This is a genomic window from Psychromonas antarctica, assembly GCF_022267535.1.
Lineage (GTDB): Bacteria > Pseudomonadota > Gammaproteobacteria > Enterobacterales > Psychromonadaceae > Psychromonas > Psychromonas antarctica.
Genome location: NZ_JAHNZV010000016.1, coordinates 1 through 20,281 on the forward strand (window position 1 = coordinate 1; position 20,281 = coordinate 20,281).

The window sequence follows — 20,281 nt, forward strand, 5'->3', positions numbered from 1 at the left end:
AATATTATTGCAGGAATAGTAGCTTACTGCGTAAAAAAACAGAAGCCATGCATTAAGCTGTCAACAAGCGAATCGGGTGTAATGACAGCTTAATAAATGCAGTTTCTTATCCAGATCTCAGGTTAATATAGTACGGTCTGTTGGCGGACAGTAGCTATTTAGAAAAGCGAATAAAAAAACAACTTTTTAGCGAACGCTAATTGGCAAATAAATATCAGTAAATTGAAGTGATGATGATGATCATAGTAGAGGCATAGTATGAGAAAAATAAACAAAGCAAGATATTTTACTGGGATGGTGATAGCCCCGTTACTTTTGGCGCTGACCGGGTGTGGTGATGCCAAAGTTACCCCCTCTGAGCCCCTCTCCTCAGTTTGTGCTCAGGTTGCGGGTAAATGGAGTTTAATCACCGAGACCGATGATTCACTTTGTGGTGGTTCAGGAAAGACGGAGGAAACGGTTTTTACGGTTACCCAGAAGCAGTGCCAATTAACAAATGATAATGGGTCGATGGGAACCATTGATGGTACGGATATTACTTGGACGATGCCCCCTTGGTCTGTTAATGGCGGTGACGTCACCTACTCGCAAGCCTCTGCAAAAATACAGGGTAAACAGATAATAGGTAGTTATGAGTGGACATGGAGTGATGGTCACTATCAATGTTCAGGTGTTAGCAAACTCCATGGATCGCTTGTGGATAATGGAGAAAAAGTGCAACGACAAGCCGTTAATAAAGAAAAAAATCCGATGCTTTCTCCCAGAGAGGGAACGATTGCCCACACTTTTTCATTACAAGCTGCTGATGCCAAAACAGTTTATCTTGCTGGCGAGATGAGTGATTGGCAAGATGATGTCTTTAAAATGCAACAAGGAGAGAAGGGCAATTGGGATTTAACCTTGTATTTACTACCGGGCGCTTGGCAGTATAAATTCGTTATCGATGAGCAGTGGCGTTATGATCACAATAACCCTAAAACTATAGATGATGGCTTTGATGGATTTAATTCGGTTATTGTTTTGGGCAAAGAGATTGCAGCATCAATCCCTAATCCTGATATTGCGCACGGTGTTATTATTAATAACGATTTTGATAGCAAAGTTTTGGCTGGAAAAAGTCCATTTTCGCTTTACTTACCACCCGGTTATTCGCCAGAAAGTGGCAAAACTTATCCTCTTTTAGTGCTGTTGCATGGTTACGGAGCCAATTTTCAACAGTGGGTCAAGGTCGGTAAAATTCAACACTTTATGGATAATCTTATTAATGCTGGTGTCATTAAACCCTTTATTATCGTGATGCCCTCTGGTGCGAAGAGCCAGTATATAAAAGGCCGAGAAACGCATATTATGGATGAATTGATTCCTTATCTTCGCAGTCAGTATCATATTAAGTTGGGGCGCGCTTACACGGCTATTTCCGGGGAATCGATGGGGGGATTTGGCGCCTTTTATTTAGCGCAGCGACACCCTGAGGTTTTTGGTCTTTCGGTGCCGCTTAGCGGTTATTTTGATATGCATAATTATCCAGAATTTAAGGCTGAAAAATCAGTCCTGCAATCTACATTGTATTTTTATTGCGGCACCGATGACCATATTAGTTATGCCAGTAATGAAGCTTTAGTTAAGTTATTGAAAAAAGGCGGGATTGATTTTACCTATAATAAAGCGCCTGGAAATCATACTTGGCGATATTGGAACGCTATCAGCACCGATGTTTTGACGAATATCTCTGCGTTTTTCAATCCATAGACTTATCTGAGTAAGAGCCCTTAATTAAAAGGGCTCTTTATTAACGCTTCTACATTTCAAATCCTGCTTTTTTTAATCACCACTGATAATGCTAATTAACTTTTTAATAAACAGTTTTAGTGCTTTGGTATTATCAAATTTAAACGAAATACCGTAATGAATTTCATTCATTCCTTTATGGATCCTTTTTGGGAAACGGGTCATCTCGGCGCTGTGAAAATAGTTTTCTCTTTTTCTTACTCCTTCAATTGCGGCTAGTTCGGCAGCAAATACTTCAAAGACCGGGCGGATAATAATATGCGGCGTATTGCTTTCTATATGTAGGTAAAATGCTTCCTTGAGTTTAGGTAACATGTATTCAGTTAATTTTTTGATAGTAAAGTTGGTGCGACACTCTAAGGTGGTTAATAGATTAACTATTTCGTTTTCTGTAATGGCCAAATTCGTTCTCCTAGAACGGCTATTATATAAGATAGTGAGCCTAACTTGGGAGTTAGGTCAATGACTGTACTGCCATTAATAATCGTATTCAATGTTGTTGATATACCAGCGTACTAAACCACTGGGTGTTTTCACTAGCGCCTCATCATCGATCTCTTGTTTTAGTAAGGCGCGTGCCATTGGGCTATCGATGGAAATGTAATCTTTACGTTGTTCGAGCCCCCCGCGTTGGTAAATTTCATCGGGGCCAACAATTTTGAAACGCTTTACCTCCTCTTGTTCATTTTCTATTGTTACCCATGCACCAAAGAATACTTTGCCGGCTTGTTGTGGTGAAGGCGTGACGATGGTGAGTTGTTCGATGCGTTTACCTAAAAAGCGGATACGTGAGTCTATTTGTCGTAAGAGGCGCTTATTTTCTTTGTAATCAGCATTGTCAGAGCGATCGCCTAGGCTGGCTGCCCAAGCGACTTTTTGAGTGATTTCGGGGCGATATTCGCGCCACAGATAATCGAGTTCAGTCTGTAATTTTTTAAAACCCTCTGGGGTTATTAAATTAGTGTGCAATGTTCATCTCATTATAAAAAGTGAAATCGTTATTTATGTTATTTCCGTTTATACAGAGTAATAAATATTGATAACTTTGTTACCCTTATTATTAAAATCTGCAGGCCATACAATACATTCGCTAGCAGGCCTTCAGTTGCGATTTTCTATTATCTAATCGATAAGATCGCTTATATCGGAAATTTCAAATGCGCCAATTGTGTCGCGAAGTGTCGATTTTATCGCTTTGACTTTAGCCGTTGCAAATCTTTCTATATAGGCCATTTCATCTCGGAAATACTTATCAAATACGCGCTCCTTTTTAGCGATCTTTATTCTTAATAGTCTCGGCTTTCCAATGCATTTAAGTGAATCCATTAATGGCTTTAAATCTGTATCTTTATTTGCTTCTGTTATTTCTTTAATTAAAAAGTACTCATCTCCATTACTACGGCTTTTTGACATAACAATAAAATATAGAATTTGAAAAGGGTTTTCGTTATTTATCAACTCTATTTTTTCAATAATAGCTGTTCTAAATAGCTCTGACTCCATCAATGATTCGCTGTCTTCAATGGTGTTTTGACCGAGATCTGGATGGATGGCATTTTCTGATGTCGCAATGTTTTTTATATAACGTGCGGGGCCTTCTTTTGCCACTATGCCATAGGGAAATGGTATATTGTTTGCAAATATATTTCTTAATGCACGAGAGAGGCCATAAACTTCATTCTCATAACCGACTGCCTGTATCTCATTTATATTTTTATTAATGTATTCTTTGAATACCTTACGGCCATCATGAGCAGCGGCATTGCCTTCAATGAATAATCGATACGCTAGCTCGCTATCTTTCCCTACCACATGATACGGCTGATATCTTGTGTCATTGTGATCCTTGCCTATAAGCATTGGAATATGTACTAATACTATATCTCCAACCTTTAAGTCAGTGGCAGTTGAAAGTACTATTTTTAACCCTCGGGTTGATATATTAATGGTATGGCAAGGAATAAATTCTTGTGTTTGCAGTGCTTTTTGTTGCAATAGAAGATTTATCTTACATACAAATCGGTCTTCCATGCGCAAATCATTTTTCTCAGCGAACGCGCCGTATAAGTCAATTGAGTTGACCGGTTTTTTTAATATATATTGCGCTAGGTTGATTTCAGTTTCTCCCCCCCCATCCGCATCTAACAGGTTGAGATGAACAATTGCATCTGAAAAATCGCTGAATACGAGCATTCTTTTTAGTTGATCCGAAAGTGATTTTACGCGATCAATCGGCTGTTGATTCATACGTTCAAAAGCTTCACCTGCCGAGGACGGAAGGGAGCTTGGAACATGGCTTTGAGTTTCTGGTATCGTTGTATTTCCATCAACCCGGTACAGTTTAAGTTGATTTCTCTGATAAGCGCTACGTGCAATTTTTTTTATAAAACTATTGTTAGTCAACGCTTCAAATGGGATAGCAACATAATAAGCTTTATTGTTTTTATCCTTGATGGGCATTACAAACAGGTAATCATGAAAACGCTCACCTAACGCTATTCTTGACTGTATTGATGGCAAGACAGAGAATGAACGCAAGAAATCTTTATTGTCCTTTATATTAGCAATTAAGCCAATGTTGCTATTATCTTTGGTTTTAAATTGTGCAGCCGGTAGCCATACTCCATTTTGTTGCAATAGGAAGACGGGAAGTGCACTTAACCTTGCAATGATAAGCTGTTCTGTCGCTTTTACTTTGACAGCATTGATGGTGTTTTCAACGGGCAGGTTGTTGCGCTTTTTCTGTGCATTAAGGTAGCGCTCAGAAAAAACGATGAACTCATCTTTTACTTTTGAAAACTGTTTGTTGTGATAATAAAGATTGAAGTAGATATAGCCGTTTTTTTCTTCAGTTTTTTTGATATCGTAGGTGATAATGACATGATCCGAAAATTTAAACTCACTTTCAATACCGTGCATCCAAACATGGATCAAGCCGTCTTTTCTGCGTACCTTTTCTTTGGCTATTTTAATTGATAGCCCCGTTGAAGATATATTGGTTGTTAAGCCTTCTATTGCGAAATTATTAAATACATTCTGAGTCATTTTCTCCGGACTATTGTAGAAAACACTTACTTTCTTTATAAAATACAAGCGTTCGTCTTTACGCTGGAAAAATTGGGTGAGATACACCGTTTCTGTTTTTTTTGTGGGGGTTAGTAATGCATGTGGATCTGCTTGATATCGTGCCTTGGCTTTTTGCATAATATGCTCATAAACACCAAGCGTATAGTTGCCACCATATTTATTTATCTCATTTTCAAACTCATTTTTCGATTTGTCATCAAGAAAATGCGATATTCCCTGATAAGTGAATTTTTTACATCCCGCTTTAAAAACATCACGCAGATCAATCACCCGCTGCACATTGCGAGAAAGCTTCATGATCTCCATTTTGATAAGAAACCTATTTGACACCGTCGCCGTGGCAGCGAGATCCTGAATTTTGCTTTCTAGTGTGGGAGTATTATAGGCATGTCTTAGAGACATAATAATATCCCTAAAGTCAGTATTCTCTTTATTATTCGCCATCACGTTACTTAGTGTCATATTTTTCTTTTTCATTGCGAGTAAGTCTCATCTTTTTGTGTAAGAAGGACCATAATTGTCGTTTTTTCAATTAACAAATCAGCTATTAATAAAACGCTAATAATAGCGCATTTAGAAGATCGCATCTTCATTGGAGATCACAATCAGGTCGCTTACTGCGTGCCGAAAAATAGGCCCTAGCGACCTGAGTCGCCGTAGGGCAAGTCAAATTGTACTGACCTGCGTGGTAATTAATTCTCAATGTGGCATCACAAGGCTGTAATTTTATGGCCCGCATCTAGGCTCAACTTCGCATGCTAATTTAGCTTCTTGGAGTAGCATGAGTCTATGCCGCTCGTATTGGCTTGCTATTCTAATTCCACGAGTGGCCTAAAAGTCAGTTCATGTACGACCAGATCGTTAGGGTTGGTGAGTAATTGACTTATCATAGTAGCTACACTTTCTGGTTGCATATATTGTGGGCGAGGCTGATCGCGAAATGCGGTGTTGATACCTCCTGGGTAAATAGCCGTTACTTTGATGCCATGGGGCTGAGCTTCTTTCATTAATACATTGTTTAAACCAGCAAATCCCTGCTTCATTGCCGTATAGATACTCATACTAGCATTACTGCGTTTAGCAACGGTACTGACGATATTGATAATATAGCCGTGCTTTTTTGGGAGCATATGTTGCATCGCTTCGCGGCAGAGTAGGTAAGGGGCGCGTAAATTGATTGCATATTGCAGTTCAAACTCTGCTAAGTTGGTTTCCGACAGTTCACATTTTCGTGAATTCATGCCTGCGTTATTGATGAGTACATCGATCTGCCCTAGGGCTTGCTTGGCTTGGTGAAAAATATCTAGAACATCCTCCGCTTGAGTTAGATCGCAAACTTTACCTGAACATCCGCTTTCTGTGATCAGTTGCTGCAGTAGTATCTTATCCCGTCCAGTGGCAAAAACTCGATGCCCTTTACTGCACAGATCAATTACCAGCGCGCGGCCCAGACCTCGAGTAGCACCCGTAATAAATACGTTCTGATAGTTCATATTTGTCACTCCTTAAAATTAATAACCGTCAAAATACGTTCTTTGTTACTTAATTAAATGGCGGGAATGAGCTCTTTACGTTTAACCGATAAACTCTTACCTATAAAATAGGACGCCATCTTGTAAGCGTTATTATGGCATAGACCCTTTTTTATCAAGGCCTTAATTTACCTTACACCTTAGAAACTGCGATCTGTGCATAAAAAAATAAAAAGATATCATAAAACATGTAGTCGCTTCTCCTTGGCGTAGATTAAAGGCATAATTAGCGATTGATTTAACGGGAGCTACTGCTGTGGAATTACTGCAACTGGAACATTTTGGGCAGACATTAAGATTACAGGCCTCTGTCGCGGGGTGGCAACAATTATATTGGGGCGATCAAATCGTATCTCAATTAAGTGCAACGGAAAATAAATTTGCTAAATCGACCCATCACTTTGAATTTTCTCAAGCTGTGAAGCAGACGGCAAGTATAGAAGCGCCGCAGATTACTAAATGCCGTTTAGAGATAGTCTTAAACTGGCAGCCTTTTGCAATGAAGTATCAATTATTTGTTGATGATAGTGTGGTGCAGTCAGGGCAAAAAGACAGTAAAGATATTGAGCAACAAGTACCGATAAAGACACTTAAAGTTGAAAAAAAAACCAGCACAGTCGGACTGTTATCACTTCTATTTAAGCTCTTTAAAAGTGCCAAAATTATAAAAGTAGTGCTAGCCGGTGCGAGTTTAGCTGCCTACAGCTGGTTTTTTTCTTTCCAATTTGCTTTAGCATTAATTGCTTGCTTGGTATTTCATGAATATGGGCACATCCGCGCGATGCGATATTTTTCAATGCAAACCAAAGGGATTTATCTTATCCCCTTTGTTGGCGGACTTGCGCTCACGGATCAAAAAATTAATACCCGCTGGCAAGATGTCGTTATTTCTATTATGGGACCCACGTTTGGATTAATTTTATCCTGTGCCTGTCTCTTGGGGTACTGGTTTACTGGGAGTCCTTTTTTGGCGGGGCTGGCGGTGTTTAATGCGTTATTAAATCTATTTAATTTGCTGCCTATTCTGCCGCTTGATGGTGGGCATATTTTGAAAAGTATCAGTTTTTCAATGAACAGTAAAATTGGGCTTGTTGCTTGTGTTTTAGGTGCTGCGCTAGGTGTGTTTGTCAGTTATCGGTTAGGGTTGGCATTATTAGGTTTTTTATTATTAATTGGTAGTTTGGAAATATTCTTTGAGTGGCGGACTCGATTTCAAAGTCCACTCTTACCGCTGGATAAATACGCCCAGCTTGTTTCCGCTGTTTGGTATCTGCTTACTGTTGCCGGGCTCATTGCGATTATTTTTTATTTTGCAAGTTCAGGGGATCAACTCTTGTCGTTACCGCTGAAGATTCTCGGATCTTAATGGACAGTTACATATTAGCTTGCTAAGAAGCGGGGGCTCTAGCAATAACCCCGCTTCTTATGCATCAACCTATGAGAAACACATTAATGCAGTATACTCATTGTCCTGAGTCTTAACGGACTTTCCAATGCAGCTGTTCGCCAGCTTTAATGGGCACCAGTTGCTGGTTACCAAAAGTAAGCGTTGCAGGTACATTCCAAGTACTTTTTTCGAGAGTAATGGTATCGCTATTACGCGCTAACTGATAAAAGTCTGGGCCGTTAAAACTGGCAAATGCTTCCAATTTATCTAATGCACCGGCCTCTTCAAAAACCTCCGCATAGAGCTCAATAATAGCATGTGCTGTATAGGCGCCGGCACAACCGCAAGCAGACTCTTTATGTTCGCGGGCATGCGGCGCTGAGTCTGTGCCTAAAAAGAATTTACTAGAACCACTGGTTGCCGCTTTGATCAATGCCTGTTGGTGGGTGTTACGTTTTAAAATAGGTAAACAGTAGAAGTGCGGCTTAATACCGCCAACGAGGAGATGGTTGCGGTTAAACAATAGATGGTGTGCGGTAATGGTCGCGGCGATATTTTTACCTGCATTGTTGACAAATTCAACTGCATTGGCAGTGGTGATATGCTCCAGCACAATTTTTAAATTGGGGTATGCAGCAGCTATTGGGGCGAGTACTGTTTCTATAAAGACCTCTTCACGATCAAAGATGTCTATTTCATTGGCGGTGACTTCGCCATGTAACAAAAGTGGCATACCCACTTCCTGCATCGCTTGTAGTGCATCACTGATCTTATCGGCGCTAGTTACGCCGGAATCTGAATTAGTGGTTGCACCTGCAGGGTATAATTTAGCTGCATAAATTTGACCGGATGCTTTGGCTTTTTTTATTTCATCGCTGGTGGTGTTATCAGTTAGATAAAGCGTCATTAAAGGCGTAAAGCTAGCTTTAGGTTTAGTGGCCATAATACGGCTTTGGTAAGCGAGCGCTAGTGCGGTATCGATCACTGGTGGGATCAGATTTGGCATAATAATCGCTCGTCCCATATAACGGCTAATATCACGCACAGTATCTTTGAGCTGATCCCCATCACGTAGATGTACATGCCAGTCATCTGGACGGGTTATTGTTATTGTTTGCATTAGACTCTCCTGTGATTTTTCGCTATTTTACAAGCTTAACAGCAAATTTCATATGTCTTTAAGCTTTAAGAACGGTTTAATAAAATCATTTTTTGCAGAGTCCACCTAGCAGTTTATATGGTTTTGGTTTATCTCTTCAGTGGATAATAGTCTAAATTGATTTAATAATGCCAATTACCCTTGGTTAAATAAGGAATTGTTAAGGAAACCTTAAGTTTTATTGACCATAATAAAAATCACTAATCGAAGCTAATAACAAAGGAACTAATGAAAAAAATAATACCGCTATTAAGTTTGTTTGTTGTATTGATATCAAGCTTTCAAGTGACTGCTCAGGAGCAGTGGTTAGATAAAATCGAGTTGTCTGAATATCAAAACAAAGTGCTTTATTTGGATTTTTGGGCGTCTTGGTGTGCTCCTTGCCGTAAATCATTCCCTTGGTTAAATAAGATGCACGCTAAATATAAGGATAAAGGGTTAGTCATTATCGGTATCAATGTGGATCAGGATATACAAACCGCCCGTCGCTTTCTAAATAATGTCCCTGCTGATTTCCATTTATATTCAGATTCACAAGGGGTGCTCGCCCAAAAGTACGAGGTGGCCGCTATGCCTAGCGCTTATCTTTTTTCTGTTGATGGGAAATTAACGGATCGCCATCTCGGTTTTAAAAAAAGCCAACAAACAGTCTATGAAGCGAGCATAGTAAAACTCCTTGCTCAATTACCTCGCAATCAACAAAGCAAAGGAAGTGTGCATGAATAACATATTAATAACGCTTTTTGCGAGTTGCGGGGATGTGGGTATCCAGTTGGGCTTTTAAGTTATTTTTTAAAACGGCAAATGGTCACCAAAACAGCGGTGCTTTTGAACATTATTATCAAGATACTAAAAAAGCCCTATTGATGCGCTTGGTATCTCGAAAAACTATGTTATGTTTCTAGCCCTTGATGCGTATTTATATAGTGTAGCCACTCATTTAACCTTCGCTGGCAGTGAGTCCTTGCCTGTAAAGCAGAACCATTTGACGTCATAGCTATTATTAAAATCAAAGGAAATCTAATGCGTTTACTGATTATTGAAGATGATATAGCACTCGCTAACGGCGTCATGCAAAACCTTAAGCAACAAGGCTACTGTGTGGACCATTTCGATCGGGTTAGTTTAGCGATTAACGCCTGCATGCATGAGCATTACGATCTGATTATTTTAGATTTAGGGCTCCCCGATGCTGATGGTTTAACTTTTTTAGAAAAATACCGACAAAAACATAATAGCCCAGTCATTATTTTAACAGCTCGAGATCGCGTGGAAGATAAGATCAAGGGCTTAGATCTCGGTGCGGACGATTATTTACTTAAGCCTTTTGATCAAAGTGAGCTGCAGGCTCGCATCCGTGCATTATTAAGACGCAGCCACGGTAATGCCACCCATGTTATCGAATTTGGCCCGTTACAACTGGATCTTAATAGCCGCGAAGTTTTGTTCCATAATCAACCCGTGATCTTATCCCGACGTGAGTTAAATCTTCTCGAAGTATTATTGCAGAACCAAGGGAAAGTGATGTCGCGTTCGTCCTTAGAGCAGACCTTATATAGCTGGGATGATGATATTGAAAGTAATGCGCTGGAGGTGCATATTCATAATCTACGCAAAAAAATACATAAAAAACTGATTAAAACAGTGCGTGGTGTTGGTTATATGGCGGTTAAAGATGAAATTTAGTGATGCCTTGCTTGTTAAGTCAGGCTCAATTAAGTACTTTTTACTGATTGTTATTACGCTCCTTTTTACTTTTTACCTCGTTGCAGTCTATCTGATAAGTGCGCACCGTGCTAAACATGAAATAGATGAGATTTTTGATGCTCAGTTGGCGCACAGCGCATTTATTTTATTTAACGTGCTCGGTGAAAATGTTTCTTTGATAGACCAAACTAATTTACATTTGCCTATTGTTTATCATGGTTTTGAAGTTGATAAGAGAGCGGTGAGAGATGCCGTGCGTCAAAATAAGATTGCCTATCAAGTGTTCAACCAACAGGGAAAATTATTGATCAAATCAAGTAGCGCCCCCGATGTGGCATTTAGCGATAAAAAAAAGGGCTATAGCAGCTTACAGATAAAAGGCAGATTATGGCGGGTTTATACGCTCTATGATGAGGATCTGGATTTCTGGCTATATGTAGCAGAAAGTGGCGCAATCAGGAATGAATTATCTGAAGGGATCTCTGTGAAGATAATAATGTTGCCTGCGTTGGTGATCTTTCCTATTTTTCTATTATTGCTTGCGGCTATTATTCGTTTTGGATTGGCGCCGTTAGAGCAGTTAGTGAGCAGTATCAACCGTCGTGAAGCTTACAGTCTGAAAACGATTGATCTTAATATTATCCCGAAAGAGTTAAGTCCGGTCCTAAATGCCATTAATGCATTAATTACTCGTTTAGATGATGCGTTAACACGAGAGCAACGTTTAACCGCAGACACTGCGCATGAATTGCGTACTCCTTTATCGGTGGTATTGATTCATGCACAAAACGCCCTAAATAGTGACAATGAGGTAGATCGCGATATCGCGCTGCGGGAGCTTGATAGTGGCGTTAAACGCGTTGCACGTTTGCTCGAGCAATTACTCACATTATCAAAAATAACCCCAGAAACATTGCCGCAAAAAGCACTTATATTTCATCAACTCTGTCAAAACATACTGGCTGAGATGGCCGTTAAAATCATCAATAAAAATCAGGAATTAGTCCTTTGTTGTGAAAAAGAAGATCAGGGTATCTGCTTACTCGGCAGTGAGTTTTTACTGGAAATTTTAATTCGCAATTTAATCGATAATGCCAGTCAATATACGCCTGATAAAGGAGTGATTAAATTAACCATTAAACGAGCGGGACAGCAAATGCTGTTAGTGGTCGAAGATTCAGGGATCGGGATTGATCCTGCCTTATATATACGTTTAACGGAACGTTTTTACCGGCAGCATCAACAACAAAGCAAAGGAGCTGGTTTAGGCTTAACCTTAGTCAATACTATTGTTGAGTTTCATCAAGGCGAATTAAGTTTTGCTAAATCGCCACTGGGTGGACTGCAAGTGACTATCAGGATGCCTATCTGTTAGCTCTAGATGCCATCGGGAGGTGGACTTCTACCTGCACACCTAAATTATCCGTTCGGTTTTGTATACGGATCTCGCCTTGATGGAACTGCGTAATTATTTTGGCAATAAATAGTCCTAAACCTAGATGTGGCTCGGTTTGTTGGCTCGACGAGCGTACAGATACCATCGAATTTAATAATTGGTCACCCATTTTTTCAGGTAATAGTGGCCCTATATTGGCAACGGTAATTACCGCATCATTGCCGAGCTGCTCAAGTGATACCACAATTGCATTGGCTTGCTCACTAAACTCCAATGCATTATTGATTAGCTTATCTAATAATTGCACGATAAGATCGGGCTCCGCATCGACTAAAAGTGGCTGATCTGCTTGCGTGAAAAGGAAATGATACGCGCTGTAAGTCATTTGGTAACCTTGTATACACCCTTCAAGTAGCCCATTAAGCGGAAAGATCGCTTTTTCACAGCTTTGCAGGCTCTGCTCTATGCGTGAGGCTTCGCTCATGCTAGTTAATATACGATTGAGACGATTAAGTCCATTTTCGGCTCGTTCTATATATTTTTTATTGTCACTATTTTGCGGCAAAAAAGCTAAGTTTTCTAATGATGAGCGCACTACTGCGACCGGGGTGCGCAGTTCGTGTGATAAACGCGCCGCTAGATTTTCAAGGTAATTGTGGTATTGCCCTAAGCGGCTAACCATATCGAAAAGGCCGCGTGACAGATCGCCAATTTCATCTCCTGATTGAGCCGCGATAAAAGGGGTTAAAATGCGTCCTTGTGAATCGATGGCGTTATCTGTTTGATCGCGTAATCTGCGAATTCGAAAAACAATATGAGAAGCAAAGATAAATTGCACTAAAGTGGCGATAAAAATAAGCGCAAGCATGATATTAAAGAGTTTTTCCAACGCTTTATTGCGCAGTGTGCGAATACCATTGGTGGTCTCTTGAGCAACTACCATACCCATCACTTTATCTCCGACCAGTATCGGCGTCGCGGCAGAGAGGATCGTCGCTTTACCATCACTGCTTAAAGACCAATTTGACTGTGATTTCCCCGCCAGTGCTTGTTCTATAAACGCACTGTTGAGTTGTGTTGAATCTTTTAAGTCATCATTAAAATCATTAATAGGAGGTGATAAAAGCAGTGCATAAAGAGGTGCTAGTAATGCATTATGAAATTTATCCCACCAAGAAGGTTTTTCCGGTAGCGAATTATCAGCAGGCCAAGCGCCGTCTGCATGGAGAATGTCGCCTACTTTAGCCAGTACGCGCTGATGGCGATCAACCACCCAAATTCGCGATTGTGTATGGCTCATCCCTTTTAAAATTTGCTCAATCTCGGGCGAGGGGATCAAGACAGTGCCAAGCTGTGTAGCATCTTGAATATTAGAGGTGGCGATGATATTAGTTATTTGGCGATTTTTCTTATCTGAAACCGTGTATAGCGCGAAACCTAATTTATTGCCGAGCATTGTCAAAGGAAGCCTAAATTCAATATTATAGCCAACATTTGTTTGTTGCCAGTAACCTTGGATGCGTTTTTCGCGCGCTAATTTTCCCAACTCGTTGTCGTTATCGGGTTTTAAAAAGGCATTAAACCAACCACTTTTATGAACGGAGATTATATAGTGCTGAAGTATTCCCTGCGCCGAGGTAAGGGCTATTACAAGGTGATCGTTTTTGTCGAGTTGGCGTGCAGTGGTGCTGCGAAATACGGGGTATTTATCAGTAACTTGAAAGTATCCATATAAATAACCTTCTTTTTTACCCACCATATGAGTGAAACTGATTGGGTTGTCCTGATATTTTTGTGCTTGGAAACGAACATATTCAGCACCATAAAAAAAACGCTGTTCTTTATTGTGTTGCCAATCTGTTAACACACCATCAAGCTGTATCGCTTGTTTAATATCGTAAGCGTAAAGATCTTTGCCCGCCTGAACCTCAGGTAAAAAACTGGCTTGTGCATTAAATAACGTTGGACGCTCATGCAAAGCCGTTGCCACTGCACGCGTTGTACCGATTAATGTTTGCTGTTGACCTTGGCGTAGAAAGTTATCCATCTCTGACACATAATGATAACCCAGCCAAGGCAAAATCAATAAAAAGCTCGATAAAAAAATTATTTTACCGCGCAGGCCGATTGAAAAGCGTTTCACAGCGGCTTCTCTGTAGAGATATCCCAGCGATATCCCATGCCATAGATGGCGCTTATCTCATTAAAATGGGGATCTAAATGCACAAACTTTTTACGGATTCGTTTGATATGGGAAGTGATGGTATTATCATCAACAACCATATTTGCATCTTGCATTAATTGCTGACGATTGCGTACTATGCCCGCGCGATTCGCAAGTGCATGGACGATCCAAAATTCGGTGATAGTGAAATCCAGTAATTGCTCAGCCCAAAAAATTTGCATTCTGTCGCTGTCGATAGTCAATAAACCGCGCATGACTCTGTTGTGGTGTTCACTGGGTTGCTGGCGACATTCAATGCGTCGAAAAAGGGCACTGATGCGTACCATTAAATGTTCAAGTCCAATATCTTTGGTTAAATAATCATCGGCACCTAAACGCAGACCCGAAATACTATCAAAGTCATTATCACGTGCGGTTAAAAAGATAATCGGCACGGTTGCTGACAGTAAACGCAGTGACTGGCAAAGTAGAAATCCACCGTCATATTCATTGCCTAAACCGATATCGATAATAGCAAGATCCGGTAGACGCACTTCAAAAGCCCGCAGTGCATCCTGGCGATTTTCATAACTGCTGACTAAATAGCCGTGTTTACTCATTAAATCGGTGTAATTTTCGCGAATATTTTTTTCATCTTCAACGATAGCGATGCGTTTCATTTTATATTCCCTCTTTCCTCTTTTTCTTTTAGCTGCAGTATACGTGAAATATTGACATGAAAAAGAGACGGATCACGATTGCCTTTTTTTGAACACAATTGATCACTTAGTTGCCCTTTTATTACCTCTTTAAAAACATAACTGTTTGCTTAAATTGGTACATAAATTTGCAAGCCTGTCTTGTTCACTCATAAAACACACTAAAGGGATAATAAAATGAGTAATCATAAACAACCAACCACATTCAAAAAAACACTACTGAGTATTGTGATCATCTCAACTATCACGGGTGGACTAATTGCATTACAACGCTACCAAAGTGAGCCTGAATTTTTACCTACAGGTAATGTATTGCCAATAGGTGGCCTATTTGAACACAGTATGGTGACGACTGATATTGAGGAATTGGCATTAATCGCAGAGGCGAACTTAATGTCACAAGCACAGATTGAAGCTCAGCTCGACGAGATTGATACTCAGCCGCTGGTGGCGAAAAATGCCATCACAAAGGAGAACGGTGCCGTTTCCATTGAGGAAAACCGTACTTCTTTAGATATTGTGGTGTTAGATGAAGCCCCAAAAGTGATTGAGAATAGGGTGTTGTTTGCATTTGATTCTAGTCAGATAAGGCCCGTTTATTTGCCGTCGTTAAATGCAATAGCTGCGCTTATCAAAAGTGCTAAATCGGACCATAAAATGGTCTGGCAGGTGGTCGGCTATTCGGATCAAAGGGGCAATGCTTTATACAATAACCAGCTTGCCAAAAAACGCGCACAAGCGGTTGCACAATGCTTGATCGACCAAGGCGTTGATCGCGCGCAGTTAGCTGTTCTCTCATTAGGTGAGAGTGAGACACAAGGTGACGTTTCTAACCCAGAAAACAATCGTTTAGCACGGCGCGTTGAAATTCATGTCTATCAAGCTGAAATTGAAACGCTAGTGGCACAGTTAGTTGATTCAACTGCAGTCCCCGAAAAATTGCAATCGTCCCCCGATAAAACAACAGAAAACTCATGGTCACTAAATAAAGCTACGCCGCAAAAGGAGGCGGTAATTTTTACCTCAGCAGCGCAACCGCTTACGACCGCAATGGATTTTTAAGGAGTTGTTATGTGCCAATCAAAATTAAAAAATAATTTTCATATCTTGCCATTAAAAATAGTGTTGCTGGTATGTGGATTTATTTCACCTTATATTTTCGCTGGTGAACAGTCAGATATAGCGCCATTAACTGGGCTTGTTTATGAAACGGACGGTGCAAAAATAAGCGCGCCATTACTAAGCAGCTCAGTCAAAATGGATGTCAATGGATTGATTAATCGAGTCGCTATTACACAGGTGTTTGAAAATGAAAGTGGGCATTGGATAAATGCAGATTATATTTTTCCTTTACCCGAAAACGCTGCACTGGATCACCTCACTATGACCATAGGTAAACGTTTGATTGTTGGTGAAATAAAAGAAAAAATGATTGCCACACGTGCTTTTGAAAAAGCCAAAATAGAGGGTAAAAAAGCCTCTTTAATTGCACACAAACGTAATGACATTTTCACTACACAAGTGGCTAATATTGGCCCGGGCGAAATGATTTCAATCAAAATTGAGTATCAGCAGAGGATTCAATATAAAGCAGGGTTATTTAGCTTATATTTTCCGATGGCCATTACGCCTCGTTACGCACCACCGATGCCTCAATTAGGGCGCGTTGCGCGACAAGATTATCTAGCGCATTTATTAATGGGAAGTGACGACAGTGCGGAAAATTTGCTCTGGTCTGAACGCTGGGATAGTTGGTTACTCGATGATGAAAGTCGCCAACTCGCAGAACAGACTATCCAGACCATTAAAAAGGGAGCGGATCCCAGTTTGCTGCTGAAAATAAAAATAGTCTTAAATACGCCATTAGAGACTGCGCAAATTGTCAGCCCATCGCACGTTATTAATATACACAAACTACATGCGGGTGCGCAGTTGATTTCCCTTCAAAAGGACGCTGTTATCGCTAACCGCGATTTTGTGTTGAACTGGCAATTGTTACAAAGTGATAAAGCGGAAAGTGCGTTGTTTGTTGAGTGCATGAGCAGCGAAACATCGCTTGGCGATAAACCCGCGACAGATAAATATGGGTTGCTGATGTTAATGCCACCAGCTGCGCAATACACAGAAGCTGCGCGTATTAATAAAGAGGTTGTATTTGTTATCGATGTATCGGGCTCTATGTCTGGCACATCGATACGGCAGGCAAAGTCTGCGCTCAATTTTGCTGTTGAGCAGCTGGCTGAGAATGATCGCTTTAATATCATTAGTTTCAGTGATAATAGTGAATTTTTTGCAACAAATTCACTGCCTGTCGATAATCGCAGCAAGGCGATGGCGCATACTTTTATCAACCAGCTGCAAGCCTCAGGCGGCACTAATATGGCGCTCGCTTTAACAGATTCTCTGCTCGGTCAACGTAATGTGTATCCGGATCAAAAAACCGCGTTACGGCAAGTGGTTTTTATCACTGATGCAAGTATCAGTAATGAGCAGCAGTTGTTAACGCAAATTGAGTCACAAAAAGGAGATAGCCGATTATTTATGGTTGGAATCGGTTCTGCACCTAATCACTATTTTATGAAAAGCAGCGCAAAACTGGGCAAGGGAACATATACCCGCATAGGCGACCTTAATCAGGTCGATATGAAAATGTCGACGCTATTTGCGCAGCTTTCTGCCCCCGTAATGCGGGATATAACGCTGCAGTGGGCAGATGGCTCTGTTGTTGATTACTGGCCGCAGCCGATAACGGACCTTTATCAAGGGGATCCATTACAGGTGACGTTTAAAATACCAGAAGGTAAAACGTCATTACATATTGGTGGGGTAAGGTTTATACAAAATAGGGCAACCCCTTGGTCAGAAAATTTCGCTGTTGCAGAGCAGCAAGGGGCAAAAGGGATCGCTGTTTTATGGGCGAAAGAGCAGATTGATAGCATTAACTTAAATCGTCAATTTTCCAGCATAGAAAAGCAGCAAAAAATTACTGCACTAGGATTAAAATTTCATATTGTTACAGAGCACACAAGTTTGCTTGCCGTAGAGCAAAACAGATCACGTCCGAGCTTAACGAATAGTTTTGATAAACAGGTTAAAACAGAATTACCACAGGGGAATACTATGTATCTGCCGCAAACAGGCTTGGCGAGTGAACTATACCAACAGCTCGGGTTATTGTTATTGCTGTTAGTCTCCTTATTGTGGCTGGCTGAGCCCTGTCTTTGTCAAAATAAACGTATAAAGGAGGGATTAACATGGTTTCAGCAGTGATTGCCTGCAACACAAAAAGATGGAAAATGCTGTCTTTGTTTCACAAGTTGATGTTAATAATATTGCTTGCTGGGCTGTTATTGTTTAGCAAAGGGGTATATATGCAAAGCAAAGCCTTACTTGCACAGCAGCTGTTAAGTTTTGCTTGGGGGCGGCATATGCAAGATGGTGAACCACATAAAGCGTGGCCGTGGGCTGATAGTGAGCCGTTTGCTCAGCTAAGTATTGCAGGGCAAGATCCTTTGATTGTTCTGGCCGGAGCGAGCGGCAGTAACCTTGCATTTGCTCCCGCATGGATGGTCTCTTCAGCACGTTTTGATCGAGGAGGGAATAGTGTGTTGGCGGGTCATAATGATACGCATTTTAAGATACTTAAAGATATTATCTTGGGGGATGAGCTAATCGTGACCACTGTCCTTAATTCGCCATTGTTTTTTCAGGTGATTGATATTAGCATTGTCAATCAAAGTGATCTCTCTGTTTTACATGCTCAAGAGCAGGAAACCGTCACGCTGATCACTTGCTATCCCTTTGATAGTCATATTATTAACAGTGATTTACGTTATGTGGTAATCGCTAAGCGCATTAAAGATAACCGTTCATCAATTGATCTTGCCTGGTTAGAGAAAGCGCAGAAAAGTGTTATTAAAAGTAATTCTCCATTTTAATGATCAAGCATTAACATTATTTTTTGTTTCGATAATATTAGGCTTTGAATTTAAGAGAAAAAAAAGATGGCAAACAGTAAATTAAATAAAGGTTTTACATTAATAGAGTTAGTAATAGTGATCGTTATTATAGGTTTACTAGCGGCAACCGCACTACCTCAATTTGTATCGCTATCGAAGGATGCAAAAATAAATGTGCTTACACAGATTAAGGTGAGTGTGAAAGTGGCTAACGACTTTATGTTTCTTAAATCTCAGTTGCCCAGTTATTCAGTGCAACCTGTTACCAATCGGCTTGATTTGATTGATGTCGATACGGATGGTGATGGTAGCATTGATACGCGCTTAAAATGGTATTATTTAGATAATACGGATATTGAAAAACGCATTGACCTTTCTGATAATTTTACTATCGAATATGAAGGCATGGACTTCACCTATATCGGTTATGATGCGGATCAAGATAGCAAGGTAAAAGATGATAATTGTTATTTTAAATACACCCAAGCCATCAATAAAGACGATTTACCAATTTATGAGATTGTAGACAGTGGCTGTTAGTTTTGCGTTTATCTAAACAGTATGTTGCCTACCCTAAAACACTTATAAAAACCTCAACACAGGTTGCTGGTTTCTCCCGCTTTCAACTATTCTTGCTATTAGGCAGCAAAGATAGCGCCGTTATTCCCCAGTGCGTTAAGTTCAGTTTACGGCGATAGTAATCAGTGCAAAGCTGGCTTGACGCGATCCATCTATCAGCAATAATCAAGCGCGATTGCATGAACGTGCATTTGTAACTTAACTGTCTTCTGTAAACTCGTAGAATCCCACATTAGCAATGTGTCGTGCCAATTTTCCATTTGCCATCACTCCCTTAACATATAGACCTCTACCTCATTAAACTGCTTAATAAGATAAGCCGTTAATTGATGGATCGTGTTACGCCTCATGTTGGCAACTCGCTGATGCCGTTGCGCTATCGCTATTTTTAATATTTAACCTCAGTTCTGGATAATGGAAGCGAAATCAGATTAAATATCAACAAGTTAAAAAACATATTATACAGTGCTGTTAGTTTTGCGTAGTTCAAGGCGAATCATCGCAGCAATAACTGGTTATTGGCAGATGATTTAACGCAGAAATACGCGTAAATAACGGTACTGTATCGTTTAGCTTATCCAGAATTGAGGTTATTTATAACCATATAAACCATGCACTTTTTTTACTAGCCGATGCAGATAACGTAGCAGTATACGAAGATCGCCATGCCGCAGTTTTGTGGGCGCAATAACGAATATCTCGCGACCGATCGTCGCTTATTTTTTAATAACGAAATCCACATCTTACCTTGTTTGGTTTTTAAAAAAGGATAATGGAAATGTCCCGCTGAAAGGCACACCGAGT

Annotated in this window: 16 protein-coding genes and 1 pseudogene; 10 read left to right on the plus strand and 7 right to left on the minus strand. The window is 40.4% G+C overall.

Annotated elements, in window-relative coordinates; genetic code table 11:
- Positions 1-93: pseudogene (locus KSO91_RS17850) on the plus strand (IS982 family transposase); the annotation flags it as partial.
- Positions 94-258: 165 nt separating this feature from the next.
- A complete protein-coding gene (locus tag KSO91_RS06235; protein ID WP_238742094.1) occupies positions 259-1,749 on the plus strand; it encodes an alpha/beta hydrolase-fold protein in 1,491 nt (496 codons plus the stop codon).
- 72 nt (positions 1,750-1,821) lie between these two features.
- Here the strand turns inward: KSO91_RS06235 and KSO91_RS06240 are convergent, their stop codons facing one another.
- The 4 genes from KSO91_RS06240 to KSO91_RS06255 all read right to left on the minus strand — a co-directional run bounded on the left by KSO91_RS06240 (position 1,822) and on the right by KSO91_RS06255 (position 6,368).
- Positions 1,822-2,190 (minus strand): hypothetical protein, encoded by a 369-nt coding sequence (locus KSO91_RS06240; RefSeq protein WP_238742095.1) that lies wholly within the window; start codon positions 2,188-2,190, stop codon positions 1,822-1,824.
- Between the two features lie 75 nt (positions 2,191-2,265).
- Positions 2,266-2,757: a transcription elongation factor GreB gene (gene greB / locus KSO91_RS06245; protein ID WP_238742097.1), complete on the minus strand. Its 492-nt coding sequence runs from the start codon at positions 2,755-2,757 to the stop codon at positions 2,266-2,268.
- Between the two features lie 153 nt (positions 2,758-2,910).
- Positions 2,911-5,352 (minus strand): PilZ domain-containing protein, encoded by a 2,442-nt coding sequence (locus tag KSO91_RS06250; protein WP_238742098.1) that lies wholly within the window; start codon positions 5,350-5,352, stop codon positions 2,911-2,913.
- A gap of 332 nt (positions 5,353-5,684) precedes the next feature.
- Entirely contained in the window at positions 5,685-6,368 is a 684-nt protein-coding gene (locus KSO91_RS06255; RefSeq protein WP_238742099.1) for an SDR family oxidoreductase, read from the minus strand.
- A 295-nt stretch (positions 6,369-6,663) separates the two neighbouring features.
- On the opposite strand from KSO91_RS06255, the gene KSO91_RS06260 reads away from it, so the two are divergent.
- Positions 6,664-7,773: a site-2 protease family protein gene (locus tag KSO91_RS06260; protein ID WP_238742100.1), complete on the plus strand. Its 1,110-nt coding sequence runs from the start codon at positions 6,664-6,666 to the stop codon at positions 7,771-7,773.
- Positions 7,774-7,885: 112 nt separating this feature from the next.
- Here KSO91_RS06260 and pyrC read toward each other — a convergent pair whose 3' ends face one another.
- On the minus strand, positions 7,886-8,914 hold the full coding sequence (pyrC, locus tag KSO91_RS06265) for a dihydroorotase (RefSeq protein WP_238742101.1): 1,029 nt from the start codon (positions 8,912-8,914) through the stop codon (positions 7,886-7,888).
- A 267-nt stretch (positions 8,915-9,181) separates the two neighbouring features.
- Between pyrC and KSO91_RS06270 the strand changes: the two genes are divergently transcribed.
- From KSO91_RS06270 to KSO91_RS06280, 3 genes are all read left to right on the plus strand, one after another.
- The gene (locus KSO91_RS06270) at positions 9,182-9,679 is read left to right on the plus strand and encodes a TlpA disulfide reductase family protein (protein WP_238742102.1); all 498 of its coding nucleotides are present in this window, start codon (positions 9,182-9,184) and stop codon (positions 9,677-9,679) included.
- Between the two features lie 297 nt (positions 9,680-9,976).
- The gene (locus KSO91_RS06275; RefSeq protein ID WP_238742103.1) at positions 9,977-10,639 is read left to right on the plus strand and encodes a response regulator; all 663 of its coding nucleotides are present in this window, start codon (positions 9,977-9,979) and stop codon (positions 10,637-10,639) included.
- Positions 10,629-12,035 carry an ATP-binding protein gene (locus KSO91_RS06280; protein ID WP_238742105.1) on the plus strand — a complete coding sequence of 469 codons (1,407 nt, stop codon included), beginning with the start codon at positions 10,629-10,631 and terminating at the stop codon, positions 12,033-12,035. The genes KSO91_RS06275 and KSO91_RS06280 overlap by 11 nt, the downstream gene beginning before the upstream one ends.
- Here the strand turns inward: KSO91_RS06280 and pdsS are convergent.
- Both pdsS and pdsR read right to left on the minus strand, forming a co-directional pair.
- Positions 12,025-14,199, minus strand: coding sequence for a proteobacterial dedicated sortase system histidine kinase (gene pdsS / locus KSO91_RS06285; protein WP_238742106.1), 2,175 nt, complete (start codon positions 14,197-14,199; stop codon positions 12,025-12,027). The two genes, KSO91_RS06280 and pdsS, sit on opposite strands and share 11 nt — an antisense overlap.
- The gene (pdsR, locus tag KSO91_RS06290; RefSeq protein ID WP_238742107.1) at positions 14,196-14,900 is read right to left on the minus strand and encodes a proteobacterial dedicated sortase system response regulator; all 705 of its coding nucleotides are present in this window, start codon (positions 14,898-14,900) and stop codon (positions 14,196-14,198) included. Before pdsR ends, pdsS begins: the two co-directional genes overlap by 4 nt.
- Before the next feature lie 216 nt (positions 14,901-15,116).
- Between pdsR and KSO91_RS06295 the strand changes: the two genes are divergently transcribed.
- The 4 genes from KSO91_RS06295 (at position 15,117) to KSO91_RS06310 (ending at position 19,438) form a co-directional block, all read left to right on the plus strand.
- Positions 15,117-16,001, plus strand: coding sequence for an OmpA family protein (locus tag KSO91_RS06295; RefSeq protein WP_238742109.1), 885 nt, complete (start codon positions 15,117-15,119; stop codon positions 15,999-16,001).
- Positions 16,002-16,010: 9 nt separating this feature from the next.
- The gene (locus KSO91_RS06300) at positions 16,011-18,209 is read left to right on the plus strand and encodes a marine proteobacterial sortase target protein (protein WP_238742110.1); all 2,199 of its coding nucleotides are present in this window, start codon (positions 16,011-16,013) and stop codon (positions 18,207-18,209) included.
- A gap of 50 nt (positions 18,210-18,259) precedes the next feature.
- Entirely contained in the window at positions 18,260-18,877 is a 618-nt protein-coding gene (locus tag KSO91_RS06305) for a class GN sortase (protein ID WP_275113925.1), read from the plus strand.
- Between the two features lie 66 nt (positions 18,878-18,943).
- Positions 18,944-19,438, plus strand: a complete 495-nt coding sequence (locus KSO91_RS06310) for a prepilin-type N-terminal cleavage/methylation domain-containing protein (protein WP_238742113.1) — start codon at positions 18,944-18,946, stop codon at positions 19,436-19,438.
- Positions 19,439-20,281 lie beyond the last annotated feature (843 nt).

What these genes read in the sequence shown, in the direction of transcription:
- KSO91_RS06295 (WP_238742109.1), top strand. Translation starts at nt 15,117, where the DNA reads ATGAGTAATCATAAACAACCAACCACATTCAAAAAAACACTACTGAGT.
- KSO91_RS06305 (WP_275113925.1), top strand. Translation starts at nt 18,260, where the DNA reads ATGTTAATAATATTGCTTGCTGGGCTGTTATTGTTTAGCAAAGGGGTA.
- KSO91_RS06300 (WP_238742110.1), top strand. Translation starts at nt 16,011, where the DNA reads ATGTGCCAATCAAAATTAAAAAATAATTTTCATATCTTGCCATTAAAA.
- KSO91_RS06280 (WP_238742105.1), top strand. Translation starts at nt 10,629, where the DNA reads ATGAAATTTAGTGATGCCTTGCTTGTTAAGTCAGGCTCAATTAAGTAC.
- KSO91_RS06310 (WP_238742113.1), top strand. Translation starts at nt 18,944, where the DNA reads ATGGCAAACAGTAAATTAAATAAAGGTTTTACATTAATAGAGTTAGTA.
- KSO91_RS06255 (WP_238742099.1), bottom strand. Translation starts at nt 6,368, where the DNA reads ATGAACTATCAGAACGTATTTATTACGGGTGCTACTCGAGGTCTGGGC.
- pdsR (WP_238742107.1), bottom strand. Translation starts at nt 14,900, where the DNA reads ATGAAACGCATCGCTATCGTTGAAGATGAAAAAAATATTCGCGAAAAT.
- pyrC (WP_238742101.1), bottom strand. Translation starts at nt 8,914, where the DNA reads ATGCAAACAATAACAATAACCCGTCCAGATGACTGGCATGTACATCTA.
- KSO91_RS06270 (WP_238742102.1), top strand. Translation starts at nt 9,182, where the DNA reads ATGAAAAAAATAATACCGCTATTAAGTTTGTTTGTTGTATTGATATCA.
- KSO91_RS06235 (WP_238742094.1), top strand. Translation starts at nt 259, where the DNA reads ATGAGAAAAATAAACAAAGCAAGATATTTTACTGGGATGGTGATAGCC.
- KSO91_RS06250 (WP_238742098.1), bottom strand. Translation starts at nt 5,352, where the DNA reads ATGAAAAAGAAAAATATGACACTAAGTAACGTGATGGCGAATAATAAA.
- KSO91_RS06275 (WP_238742103.1), top strand. Translation starts at nt 9,977, where the DNA reads ATGCGTTTACTGATTATTGAAGATGATATAGCACTCGCTAACGGCGTC.